Source organism: Sphaerimonospora thailandensis (assembly GCF_016863115.1).
GTDB lineage: Bacteria > Actinomycetota > Actinomycetes > Streptosporangiales > Streptosporangiaceae > Sphaerimonospora > Sphaerimonospora cavernae.
In genome coordinates this window covers 40,189-52,444 of the sequence record NZ_BOOG01000022.1, presented here as the reverse complement: position 1 = coordinate 52,444, position 12,256 = coordinate 40,189, and the positions used below count along the sequence as shown (strand labels likewise).

Sequence of the window (12,256 nt, the reverse complement as noted above, 5' to 3'; positions counted from 1 at the left end):
GGTTCATTCACGAGAGGATTACTGTCACCACGACTAGGGCGACCGCGGCGACGGCTACGCCGACCGCGGTCGGCGACCAGGTGACGGAGGTCTCCCCCGATGAGGCGTCCCGCCTGCTCGTGCTCATCTCGGTGATCCGCTGGGCCACCCAGTCGGCGTGCGTACGCGAACCGACCGCCTCGGCCACTGCCCGCTCGGTACGGGACGCGTCGGCCGAGGAGGCCACCTTGGTGCTGCGCGCCCTGGTCCTGGCCCGCTCGCGGGCGGTCACCTGCGGCGTCCAGCACCGGACCGTGGTGCGGCCGGCCTCGATGACGATCGCGCTGGTCACGATCACGTCGTCGACGGCGCGCCAGGGGATGTAGGCGTTCCGCAGCGGGTTGCGGACGCGGACGCCGCCGCCCTCCAGCACGACCGCCGGGCGCAGCGCCATGATGAAGATCAGTGCTGTTATGACGCCCAGCACGGCCCCGGCGATCAGCGCCGACGGCATCGAACCACGCACGACCAGGTCATAGGCGTTCCACGCGGCGAACACCAGCCAGATCCAGCCGAAGATCCAGCTGAACTTCGACCGGTAGACCTCTCCCTTCGCCCTGTCCAACTCAGGCCCGCCACTTCAGGTGGGCGAAGCCGGGCTTGATCACGCCGTTGATCAGCGCCAGTCGCTCGTCGAACGGGATGAAGGCGGACTTCATCGCGTTGACCGTGAACCACTGCAGGTCGTCCCAGTCGTAGCCGAATGCCTCCACGAGCTTGGCGAACTCCAGCGACACGCTCGTCCTGCTCATCAGCCGGTTGTCGGTGTTCACCGTCACCCGGAAGTTCAGCCTGCGCAGCAGGCCGATCGGGTGCTCGGCGATCGACGGGGCGGCGCCGGTCTGCACGTTCGACGTGGGGCACATCTCCAGCGGAATCCGCTTGTCCCGGACGTAGGCCGCCAGCCGCCCGAGTTTCGCCTCGCCATCGCCGGACATGGTGATGTCGTCGTTGATCCGTACGCCGTGGCCCAGGCGGTCGGCGCCGCACCACTGGATGGCCTGCCAGATCGACGGCAGCCCGAACGCCTCGCCGGCGTGGATGGTGAAGTGGGCGTTCTCCCGCTGCAGGTACTCGAAGGCGTCGAGGTGCCGGGTGGGCGGATATCCCGCCTCGGCCCCGGCGATGTCGAAACCGACCACTCCGACGTCGCGATAGCGCACCGCCAACTCGGCGATCTCCATCGAGCGGGCCTGGTGGCGCATGGCGGTGAGCAGTGTGCCGACCCTGATCCGCGGCTGTCCGTCCGGTCCCGCCGAGCCCAGCCGGAAGCCCTCCAGCACGGCCTCCACGACCTCGTCCAGTGTGAGCCCGCCGACGGTGTGCTGCTCGGGGGCGTACCGCACCTCCGCGTACACCACGCCGTCGTCGGCCAGGTCCTGAGCGCACTCGGCCGCGACCCTGACCAGGGCCTCACGGCTCTGCATCACCCCGACCGTGTGGGCGAAGGTCTCCAGGTAGCGCTCGAGCGAGCCCGAGTCGGCGGCGCCCCGGAACCACTCGGCGAGATTGTCCGGATCGCCGGACGGCAGGACATGGCCGCGATCACGGGCCAGATCAATGATCGTCTGGGTGCGCGGCCCGCCGTCCAGATGGTCATGGAGAAGCACCTTGGGCGCTTTGCGAATCTCCTCAAGACTGGGCAAGCGGCTCACGGTTCCCACCTCGCTCCGGTCGCTCATCACGCAATCCTATCCCCGGCGCCGTCACTCCTCCCGGTGCGCGGCGTCGGGGGAGAACGCGGGCAGGCAGACCGCGACGTACTCGGCTCCCGAAGGCCCCGAGGTGTACCGGATCCTCTCCCCGGGCTCGCTGACGAACGCCTGGCCGGCGGACACGACCGTGGCGCCTCCGTCGTGCTCGACGACGACCGAGCCCTTGAGCACGAGCGTGTACTCCGCGAACTCGGGGGCCTGGGCAGGCTCCTCCCAGCCGGACGGAGCGACCATGTACGCGATCGAGACCCGGTCGTCGCCGCTGTTCACCCGGCCGACGTACTCGCGAATGACCTTGCCTCCCGGCACGGGAATCCGCGTCGGCCCATCGATCCTCTTCACCATGCCGAGCAGGCTACGCCGAGCGCCCGAAAGACACTAGAGAGTGCCCCAATGTGCTGCCCGTCACGCTCGCCCGTCCGCTGGGGCGGAGCCGTCCCCGGGATCGGTCCCCCAGAAGCGTCGCCACGACTCCCAGCGCTCGGGCAGTTCGGCCCGGTGGATGAACGGGTTCCCCGGGAAGTTGAACCTGCCCGGCACCCTCAGCGGGCTCTCCTCCACGTCGGCGGCGTAGAACACCTTCGTGCTGCGCGACGTGAAGTACCAGTGCCCGTCACGTCGTTCGTATCGGTCCCAATACTGCATGGGCATCACCACCCACAGGTCGCCGACCTCGTGCTCGGGGCGGCCGTAGACGACGCCGGTGGCGTGGTCCTCGTCGACGAAGTCGATGACGTGGTTGCCGACGAGGTGGAAGGTGATGCCGTACGGCCGCAGGATCTCCCCGAACCAGTCGGCCAGCGCCTCCCTGCCCACCCGCCCGTCATGCGTCCTGACGTCCTCGACGAAGAGGGAGGCCAGGGTCGTGACGTCCCGGCTGTCCAGCGCGAGCGCGTAGCGGGAGACGAGTTGGCGGATCTCCTCCACCGCCTCCAGCCTCCGCACCCGAGCCGCAAGATCAGTCGTGTTCTCGCCCATGGCGTCGTCCTTTCAACGGTGACTTCCCCCTCGCTTCCCGGTCGGCCAGTTTCGGCGAACGTTCCTCAGTCCCGCACCGAGTCCTCTCCACCAGTGAGGCATGTCTCGGGCATCCCGTACATCTCATTCATCTCGTTCATCTCGGAGCTCTCAGTCATCGGACGTCCCGCGGCCTGTCTGGGCGGTGGACCCGGCGGTGGCTTCTGTCTCGGCGCGGAGCGCGGGCGCGACACTTCCGAACAGCAACTCCACATGGCGCTCGACGAGGTCGTCCGGCATCCCGGCGATGCTCGCCCACAGGTAGACGTGCTCCACCGGCAGGGCCGCCGTACGCTTCCTGATCGCCTGAACCGCGTCCTGCGGCGTCAGCACGGTGAGACCCGGGATCTTGCCCTTCGGGCCGGCGCCGCCCGCCACCTCCTCGACGGTCAGATCGCGGTACGACTCGGTCTCACCCGCGTTCATCCTCCGGTAGGAGTTCAGCTGGTAGACGAAGTGCGGCAGGATGCGCCGCCGCGCCTCGTCGGGGTCGTCGGCCACGATGATGTCGAACATGCCGCTCATGCGGGCCGACGACGGCTCGTGCCCGCCTTCCGCCAACCCCTGCTCGTACGGCTCGAGCAGCCGCGGGTCCAGGGAGAGCAGGCCCGCGCCGAGCCGACCGGCCCGGCGGGCCCCCTGCGGCCCCTGGTAGCCCATCCAGATCGGCAGCGGCCGCTGGACGGGCGGCGGCGTGACCTCGCCCTCGGCGAACAGCCGCCTGATCTCGCCGACCGACGCGTCGGTCAGCGTGTAGCGCCGCCGGATGTCCGCGCCGAACGCGTCGTACTCCCGCTGCGCGAACCCCGCGCCTATCCCGAGTTCGAGCCGACCGCCGGAGAGGATGTCGACCACGGCGGCCTCCTCGGCGACGTGTCGGGGATGCCGCAACGCGGCCAGCAGGATCGCGGTGCCGATCCGGAGCCGGGAGGTGCGGGCGGCCACGGCCGCGGCGAAGGTCAGCGGCTGCGGGAGGTAGCCGTCCTCGAGGAAGTGGTGCTCGGTGAACCACACCGATGCCGCGCCCATGCCTTCCGCGGCGCTGATCAGGTCGAGGTTGCGCCGGTAGTGATCGGTCCAGGGGCGCCGCCAGCGGGGCGGGTTACGGAGATCGAAGAAGAGGCCGAGCTTCAACAGCAGCACTCCCGGAGGTGAGATGAGGACGCGCCGGGTCCCCGTGGCGATCGTGGCCTGCTCGCAGGCGGACCTGGATCGGCCGCTGCGCCTACGCAGGTTAGGCAGGTCTGGACATGAACTGCCCGTGGCTCTCACTGACCGGGAGCCGGACGGGACACCCACGTCACATGCTGCCCCCAGGTGACACTGCACCTATTCATGCACGTATGTCCCGGTATCTACCGATATCGTGGCGGGGCGATGGCGTGGACGTGCGATGGTTGACTTACAGTGGGGCTATCTAACAATCGTTAGGTAGATTGTACGGCGAGACTTCGGAGTGTGCGATGACGCTCACCATCGGCACGGAGTTGGAGCAGGCCGGGGAGCGAGACCTGCCATCCTCCATGGTCGGACGGATGACGCTGATCCTCGACACCCTCGGAAAGCGCGGAATCAGGCTGACGCTGGAGGAGATCGAACGGCGCACCGGGCTCCCCCGTTCGACCACGCACCGGATCCTCTGCCAGTTGCTCAACCTCGGGTGGGTCGAGCACGGGCCCTATGGGTACAGCCTCGGCACCCGCGCCTTCCAGCTCGCGGCCTCCAGTGCGAGCTGGGACGAGTTGCGCAGGGCCAGCGCCCCGGTCCTGCACGACCTGCACGTCCGTACCGGACTCGTCAGCCACCTGTGCACGCTCGACGGGCCGGAGACCGTTTTCCTCGACAAGATCGGCGGTGCCTACGCCGCCCGGCTCCCCTCGGATGTCGGCAGCCGGTGGTGGGCGACCAACAGCGGAATCGGGAAGGCGATCCTCGCCTACCTTCCGGCCGAGCAGGTCGACGAGCTGCTCAGATCCTGTCCCGAGTTCGCCAAGAGCACTGACGACGGCTTCGGCTCGCTCCATTGCGAACTGAACACCATCCGCCGGGTGGGCGGGCTGCACTTCGACCGCGGTGAGGCAATGCCGGGGGTGGGCGCCATCGCATGCGCCGTACGCGGTCCGAACGGTCCCGCCGGGGCCATCTCCGTCTGCGGCGATCTCCCCCAAATACATTTCGAGCGACTGGCGCCCATGGTCGCGGCGGGAGCCCGCCGGATATCCGAGGCGCTGTTCCCGACGCTGGGCGACCAGGCATGCGGACCCATGGTCGAGCAGCCGCCCGCGGCGGACGGCGGTCAGCGGCTTCCTTCTCGGTTCTCGCAGATCTTCCCCCGCGGATGCTGCGGCCACTTCCACCCCTGACTCGCGCTACGCGGTGACGCGGTCGACGATCAGCGGCAGCAGGCCGGGGTCGGCCGAGGCCCCGATCTCGTAGGCGCCGTCCAGTGCCTCGACGGCCCGTTCGAACCTCGCGGGGTCGTCCGCGTGCAGCGTCATCAGCGGCCGGCCCGCGCTGACCGGGTCGCCCGGCTTGGCGTGCAGGGTCACCCCGGCTCCGGCCGACACCGGGTCCTCCTTGCGGGCCCGGCCGGCGCCCAGCCGCCACGCCGCCAGACCGACCGACATGGCGTCGAGCCGGGTCAGCACGCCGGAAGCGGGTGCGGTGAGCTCCAGGGACTCGGCCGCCTTCGGCAACGGGGCGTCCGGGTCACCTCCCTGGGCGGTGATCATGCGCCGCCAGGCGTCCATCGCCGAGCCGTCCTTCAGCGCCTCCTCCGGATCCCTGGCGTCCGGGATCCCGGCCGCCTCCAGCATCTCCCGCGCCAGCCGTACGGTGAGCCCGACGACGTCGGCGGGGCCGCCGCCGGCGAGGACCTCGACGGCCTCCGCGACCTCGAGCGCGTTGCCGACGGCCTTGCCGAGCGGCCGGTCCATCGCGGTGAGCAGGGCTACCGTGCGCACCCCGGCGTCGGTGCCGAGGGCCACCATCGTCCGGGCCAGCTCACGGGCGCCGGCCACATCCTTCATGAACGCGCCGGAGCCGACCTTGACGTCGAGCACGAGCGAGCCCGTCCCCTCGGCGATCTTCTTCGACATGACCGACGAAGCGATCAACGGGATCGACTCGACCGTGCCGGTGACGTCGCGCAGTGCGTACAGCTTCTTGTCCGCCGGGGCGAGCCCGCTGCCCGCCGCGCAGACCACGGCGCCGGCCGTACGGATCACCCGCAGCATCTCGTCGTTCGACAGGGACGCCCGCCAGCCGGGGATGGACTCCAGCTTGTCCAGGGTGCCACCGGTGTGCCCGAGTCCCCGTCCGGACAGCTGCGGCACGTAGGCGCCGCAGGCGGCCACCAGCGGGGCGAGCGGAAGTGTGATCTTGTCGCCGACCCCGCCGGTGGAGTGCTTGTCGGCCGTGGGCCGGTCGAGGATCGACCAGTCCATCCGCTCCCCCGACCGGATCATCGCCTGGGTCCAGTCCGCGATCTCCCTGCGGTTCATCCCGTTGAGCAGGATGGCCATCAACAGCGCCGACATCTGCTCGTCGGCGACCTCACCTCGCGTGTAGGCGTCCACCACCCAGTCGATCAGCGCGGTGGACAGCTCGCCGCGGTCCCGCTTGGTGGTGATGACCTCTATCGCGTCAAACCCCATGCCCTCTATCCCTTATCGCGACAAGTCGTCCGGCCCGAAGGCGTAGGGCAGAAAGTCCGCCATCCGCATCGGCCCCTCCGGCGTCTCGACCAGCAGGTCGGGACCCCCGTGCTCGAAGAGCAGCTGGCGGCAGCGGCCGCACGGCATCAGCAGCTCGCCGTGCCCGTCGACACAGGTGAACGCGACCAGCCGGCCCCCTCCGCTCGCGTGCAGCGCGGAGACGAGGCCGCATTCCGCGCACAGCCCGATGCCGTACGACGCGTTCTCCACGTTGCAGCCGGTGACCACCCGGCCATCGTCCACCAGCGCGGCAGCGCCGACCGGAAACTTGGAGTACGGCGCGTACGCGTGCGTCATCGCCTCGTTCGCCGCGGCGTGCAGCGCCGCCCAGTCGATCGTCATCTCGCTCCCCTTTCGCCCTCGCGACCCGTCATGTGGTCTGTCCCCTGCGGTAGGGGATTCCGTCCGCGGCCGGCATGCGCAGCCGCTGGGAGGCCAGCGACAGCACCAGCAGCGTGGTCAGGTGCGGGGTGAACGTGGTGAACTGCTCGGGCACCGTGTCGGTCATCATGAACACCACGAAGACCAGGGCCGCGCAGCCTGCGGTGATCAGCGCCGCGACGGTACGGCTCTGCCGTACGAGCTGGTAGACCGCCATGGCGGCGAGCAGCAGCGCGACGACGAGCAGCAGCGCGTGCACCGAGACCCCGCCCTGCCGCAGCTGCAGCGCGTCCGTGTAACCGAACAGCGCCGCGCCGCCGGCGAGCCCGCCCGGACGCCAGTTGCCGAAGATCATGGCGGCGAGGCCGATGTAGCCGCGACCCCCCGTCTGCCCGTCACGGTAGATCCCGGCCGCCACGATCGACAGGAACGCGCCGCCCAGCCCGGCCAGCAGGCCGGAGACGACCACGGCGGCCCACTTGTAAAGATAGACGTTGACGCCGAGCGACTCGGCGGCCACCGGGCGCTCGCCGCAGGACCGAAGGCGCAGGCCGAACGCGGTGCGCCACAGGATGTAGTACGACAGCGGCACCAGCAGGATCGCCAGGATCGTGAACCACGACACGCCCTGGGTGAGCCCACGCAGGATGCCCGCGAAGTCGGACAGCAGGAACCATTGTTTGGCCTCCAGCGTCCGCAACGGCCCGTCGATGAACGTGACGCTGAGCCTGCCCATCTCGGGGAGCTGGGGAGAGTTCTTGGTCCCGCCGCCCGGCATCTTCTCGAAGACCAGCTTCGACAGATACTGGGTGAAGCCCACGCCGACGATGTTGATCGCGACACCGGAGATGATGTGGTCGACACCGAAGGTCACGGTGGCGACCGCGTGGATCGCGCCGCCGAGAGCGCCGCCCACCGCGCCGGCGACCACCCCGGCCCACGGGCTGTGGAACTGGAGCGCCCCCCAGGCGCCGAACCAGGTTCCGAGCACCATCATGCCCTCGAGACCGATGTTGACCACACCGGCACGCTCCGACCACAGGCCGCCCAGGGCCGCCAGGCCGATCGGTACGGCGAGGCCGAGGGCGGCGGCGACCGTGCCGCCCGACGTGATGTCGCTCGCACCGGTGACGATGCGCACGGCGGACAGCAGCACGACCAGCCCGACCCCGCCGAGCAGCAGGATCGGCGTCGTGACGCGGAATCGGCGGGCCGGCGACGTGGCCCGGGCTCCACCCGCCGGAGCCGGCGCCGTGGTCGTCCCCTCCGCTTGCCCGCTCACGCCGCGGCCCCTTCAGCGGCCGGTGCGGCGGCCGTCTCCTGGCCGGCCCGCCGCTGCTCGGCGACGATCCGATATCGGTGGACCAGCTCGTACGCGATGATCACCGAGAGCACGGTCACGCCCTTCATGATGTCCGCGGTCTCCTTGGAGATGTTGAGCATCTGGAGGGAGTTGGACGAGTTGCTCAGGAAGCTCCACAGCAGCGCGCCGAGGGCCATGCCCACCGGGTTGTTCCGGCCGAGCAGCGCGATCGCGATGCCGTCGAAGCCCAGGCCCGACGGGAAGTTGTTGCTGTATTTGTGCGATTCGCCGAGCAGTTCGGGCATCCCGGCCAGGCCGGCCACCGCCCCGGACAGGACCATCGTTGTGACGATCATCCGCTTGACCCCGATGCCGCTCGCGACCGCGGCGGGTTCGGACATTCCGGTGGCCCGCAGCTCGAACCCGAACCGGGTGCGGTTCAGCAGCACGTAATAGGCGATGCCGAGAATGATCGCCACCACCAAGAAGCCGTTGACCAGCTGCGGTGTGCCGGAGATGAGCGCCATCCCCGGCATCTGGGAGTCCGCCGGGATCGGCCGCGTGGCCAGCTCGTTCCCGTTCAGGACACCGAAATGGTTGCTCATGAGCCAGGACGCGAGGCCGGTGGCGATCGCGTTCAGCATGATGGTCGCGATGACCTCGCTGACGCCGCGCTTCACCTTCAGCAGCCCGGCGATCCCCGCCCAGAGCGCGCCGACGAGCACCGCTACCACGAGCACGAGCAGGATGTTCAGCACACCGGGCAGCAGCGCCGCCCCGCCCACGCCGGCCGCCACCACGGCGGCCAGGCGATACTGCCCGTCCACGCCGATGTTGAACAGGTTCATCCGGAACCCGATGGCGACGGCCAGCGCGGAGATGTAGTACATCGTCGCGCTGTTGAGGATGACGGCCATCGTGCGCGGCTGGGTGCCGTACTGGGCGAGCGCGTCGAAGGCGTCCAGCGGTGAGCTTCCCGCGATCAGCAGGACCACCGAGGTGATCAGTGCCGCGAACAGGACCGCCAGCAGCGGAGCGGCCAACGCCAGCCAGCCGCTGAGCTTCACCCTCCCCAGCAGCCTGTCGCGGAAGCCCCCCACTCCGCCGGTTCCACCGGCCCCGGGCGTGCCGCTGCTGCTCGCGTTTCGCTCACTCATTGTGCTGCCGCCTCACCGGCGCCGGTCATGGCCGAGCCGAGCTGTTCGGGGGTCACGTTCGCGGGATCCACGTCCGCGACGATCCGGCCGCGCAGGATCACCTTGAGCGAGTCGGACAGGCCGATGAGCTCGTCGAGGTCCGCCGAGATCAGCAGCACGGCGAGGCCGTTGGCGCGCGCGTTCCGCAGGTGATCCCAGATGGCGGCCTGCGCGCCGACGTCGACGCCACGGGTGGGATGGCTGGCGATCAACAGCACTGGATCACCGCTCATCTCCCTGCCGACGATCAGCTTCTGCTGGTTGCCGCCGGAAAGCGCGGCGGCCGCCGTGTCGATCCCGGGGGTACGGACGTCGTAGTCCTCCGCGATCCGCCGGGTGTCCGCCCGGGCCCCCGAGCGGTCGATCCACGGGCCCTTGACGTTGGGCCGGCGCGTCTGGTGGCCGAGGATGCGGTTCTCCCACAGCGGCGCCTCCAGCAGCAGGCCGTGCCGGTGCCGGTCTTCCGGGATGTAACCGATGCCGCCCTCGCGCCGCTTCAACGTCGACCACCCGGAGATGTCCTTGCCGTCGAGCATGAGCGAACCGGTCGTGCAGGGACGGATGCCCATGAGCGCCTCGACCAACTCGGCCTGGCCGTTCCCCTCGACTCCGGCGATGCCGAGCACCTCGCCCTTGTGGATGTCGAAGCCGACCCCCTCGACGATCGCCCGCCCGTCGACGCCGCCTACAGTCAGGTCGCGCACCGACAGCACCACGGTGTCGGTGACCGTGGACTCGCGGGTCTCCGGGCTGGGCAGCTCGCTGCCGACCATCAGTTCGGCGAGGCGACGAGCGGTCATGTCCTTGGGATCGACGCTGGCCACGGTGGTGCCGCGGCGGATCACGGTGATCGCGTCCGCCACCCGCAGGACCTCGTCGAGCTTGTGGGAGATGAACAGGATCGTCAGGCCCTCGCGGACCAGGCCGCGCAGGTTCTCGAACAGCTCGTCGACCTCATGCGGTACGAGCACCGCGGTCGGCTCGTCGAGGATGAGGATCCGCGCGCCGCGGTAGAGGACCTTCAGGATCTCCACCCGCTGGCGGTCGCCGACCCCCAACTCCTCCACCGGCACATCCGGCCGGATGCCCAGGCCGTACGCGTCGGAGATCTCCTTGATCTTCCTGCGGGCCGCGCGGAAGTCTACGGCGACACCGGCCCGGCGCGGCTCGCTGCCGAGGATGACATTCTCCAGCACCGTGAGGTTGTCGGCGAGCATGAAGTGCTGGTGAACCATGCCGATGCCCGCGGCGATGGCGTCCGCCGGGGTGTGGAAGGCGACGGGCTTTCCCTCGACGCGGATCTCACCCTCGTCCGGGCGCTGCATGCCGTACAGGATCTTCATGAGGGTGGACTTGCCCGCGCCGTTCTCACCGACGATGGCGTGGATCTGTCCCTTGGTCACCCGTAACTGGATGTCGCGGTTGGCGACGACGCCGGGGAACCTCTTGGTGATCCCGGTGAGCTCTACGGCGGGTGCCGTGACGGTCGCGGTGGAAATGGCGGGCCCCCTCCTCGAGGAGTACCTGGGTGGGCGGTGACAGACGAGATCGTAGGCGTGGGGGCCCGGGAAGCGCGGCCGCTGCCGCACGGCTGTGGACAACTTCACCGGGCCCCACGAAGGAGCGGGTCAGGCGGGCACGGCTCAGGAGCTCGGAACCGTGATCTCGCCGCTGATGATCTTCTGCTTGTACTCGTCGATCTTGGACGTGATGTCGTCGATCTTTCCGCCGGTCGTCGAGTAGCCCACGCCGTCGGCCTTGAGGTCGTAGACGGTCTTGCCGGACTGGACCGTGCCGTCGGCGGCGTGCTTGAGGAAGTCGAAGACCGCGACGTCGATCTTCTTGATCATGGACGTGATGATGACGTCCTTGACGTCGGCGTACGCGGGGAGAGCCGCCTGGTCGGAGTCGACGCCGACGGCCATCGCGCCGGCCGCCTTGGCCGCCTCGAACACGCCGCTGCCGGAGCCGCCCGCGGCCTGGTAGACCACGTCGGCGCCGCTGTCGAACATGCCCTGCGCCGCGGTCTTGCCCTTGGCCGGGTCGTTGAAGCCGCCGAAGTCCGGCGGCTGGGTCAGGTACTTCGACTGGAGCTTGATGTCCGGCTTGACCGCCTTGGCGCCGGCCTCGAAGCCCGCCTGGAACTTGTGGATCAGCGGCACGTCCACACCGCCGACGAAGCCGACGCTGCCCTTCTCGGACTTGAGCGCGGCGGCCACGCCGACCAGGAACGAGCCCTGCTCCTCGGCGAACACCAGGTTGCTGATGTTCGCGCCCGTCGCGGCATCGTCGTCGACGATGGCGAACTTCACGTCGGGGAACTCGGGCGCGACCTTCTTGAGCGACTCGGAGTAGGCGAAGCCCACCGCGATGACCGGGTTGTACCCGTTGGAGGCGAGCAGGCGGAGCCGCTCCTCCTTCTGGGCGTCCGTCTCGCCCGCCGCGGCCTCCAGCTCCTTCTTGTCGGCCTTCAGCTCGGCGACGGCCTTGTCGAGGCCCCGCGCGGCGGCGTCGTTGAAGGAGCCGTCGCCGCGGCCGCCGATGTCGTAGGCGAGACCGACCTTGAGAGCCGCGCCCGCGGGCGCGGCAGACGAGGACGCCTCGGATGTGGCCGTCGATGTGGAGTCGTCGTTACCCCCACACGCGGCGGCGGCCATGAGCATGGCGCCCGCCGCGCTGACGGCGGCCAGTTTGCTAACTCGATTGCGGAGCAAGGTGTGCAGTCCCCTTCCGTGTCCCCGCCGGTCCAGTCGCCGGCATGGAGGAACGCACGGCAACCCTGCACGGAAGATAGTTCGTTGACCTGCGTGAACCAAACCCGCACCGCAGTCCGCAACGTGTCCGTTATGTACCTCAGGCCACCTTGTGACCCATTGGCCGGCCTGCGGA

At 69.5% G+C, this 12,256-nt stretch carries 12 protein-coding genes; 1 reads left to right on the top strand and 11 read right to left on the bottom strand.

What is annotated here, in order from left to right; translation table 11 throughout:
- Positions 1-7: 7 nt before the first annotated feature.
- The 5 genes from Mth01_RS13425 to Mth01_RS13405 form a co-directional block, all read right to left on the bottom strand.
- Positions 8-604, bottom strand: coding sequence for a PH domain-containing protein (locus Mth01_RS13425; protein ID WP_204016158.1), 597 nt, complete (start codon positions 602-604; stop codon positions 8-10).
- A 1-nt stretch (position 605) separates the two neighbouring features.
- On the bottom strand, positions 606-1,721 hold the full coding sequence (locus tag Mth01_RS13420; protein WP_407695943.1) for an adenosine deaminase: 1,116 nt from the start codon (positions 1,719-1,721) through the stop codon (positions 606-608).
- Between the two features lie 24 nt (positions 1,722-1,745).
- Entirely contained in the window at positions 1,746-2,099 is a 354-nt protein-coding gene (locus Mth01_RS13415) for a cupin domain-containing protein (RefSeq protein WP_204016156.1), read from the bottom strand.
- Between the two features lie 60 nt (positions 2,100-2,159).
- Positions 2,160-2,732, bottom strand: coding sequence for a nuclear transport factor 2 family protein (locus tag Mth01_RS13410; RefSeq protein ID WP_204016155.1), 573 nt, complete (start codon positions 2,730-2,732; stop codon positions 2,160-2,162).
- 150 nt (positions 2,733-2,882) lie between these two features.
- A complete protein-coding gene (locus tag Mth01_RS13405; RefSeq protein WP_204016154.1) occupies positions 2,883-3,914 on the bottom strand; it encodes an LLM class flavin-dependent oxidoreductase in 1,032 nt (343 codons plus the stop codon).
- A gap of 320 nt (positions 3,915-4,234) precedes the next feature.
- Here Mth01_RS13405 and Mth01_RS13400 point away from each other — a divergent pair, with 320 nt between their 5' ends.
- Positions 4,235-5,134 (top strand): IclR family transcriptional regulator, encoded by a 900-nt coding sequence (locus Mth01_RS13400; protein ID WP_204016153.1) that lies wholly within the window; start codon positions 4,235-4,237, stop codon positions 5,132-5,134.
- Positions 5,135-5,140: 6 nt separating this feature from the next.
- On the opposite strand, the gene Mth01_RS13395 is transcribed toward Mth01_RS13400, so the two are convergent.
- From Mth01_RS13395 to Mth01_RS13370, 6 genes are all read right to left on the bottom strand, one after another.
- Positions 5,141-6,427, bottom strand: a complete 1,287-nt coding sequence (locus Mth01_RS13395) for a thymidine phosphorylase (protein WP_204016152.1) — start codon at positions 6,425-6,427, stop codon at positions 5,141-5,143.
- A 12-nt stretch (positions 6,428-6,439) separates the two neighbouring features.
- Entirely contained in the window at positions 6,440-6,829 is a 390-nt protein-coding gene (locus Mth01_RS13390) for a cytidine deaminase (RefSeq protein WP_204016151.1), read from the bottom strand.
- Positions 6,830-6,857: 28 nt separating this feature from the next.
- Positions 6,858-8,150 carry an ABC transporter permease gene (locus Mth01_RS13385; RefSeq protein WP_204016150.1) on the bottom strand — a complete coding sequence of 431 codons (1,293 nt, stop codon included), beginning with the start codon at positions 8,148-8,150 and terminating at the stop codon, positions 6,858-6,860.
- Complete coding sequence (locus tag Mth01_RS13380; protein ID WP_204016149.1) at positions 8,147-9,328, bottom strand: ABC transporter permease; 1,182 nt, start codon at positions 9,326-9,328, stop codon at positions 8,147-8,149. Before Mth01_RS13380 ends, Mth01_RS13385 begins: the two co-directional genes overlap by 4 nt.
- Positions 9,325-10,866, bottom strand: a complete 1,542-nt coding sequence (locus Mth01_RS13375) for an ABC transporter ATP-binding protein (protein WP_204016218.1) — start codon at positions 10,864-10,866, stop codon at positions 9,325-9,327. Before Mth01_RS13375 ends, Mth01_RS13380 begins: the two co-directional genes overlap by 4 nt.
- Positions 10,867-11,010: 144 nt before the next feature.
- Complete coding sequence (locus Mth01_RS13370; RefSeq protein ID WP_204016148.1) at positions 11,011-12,081, bottom strand: BMP family lipoprotein; 1,071 nt, start codon at positions 12,079-12,081, stop codon at positions 11,011-11,013.
- Between the last annotated feature and the right edge of the window lie 175 nt (positions 12,082-12,256).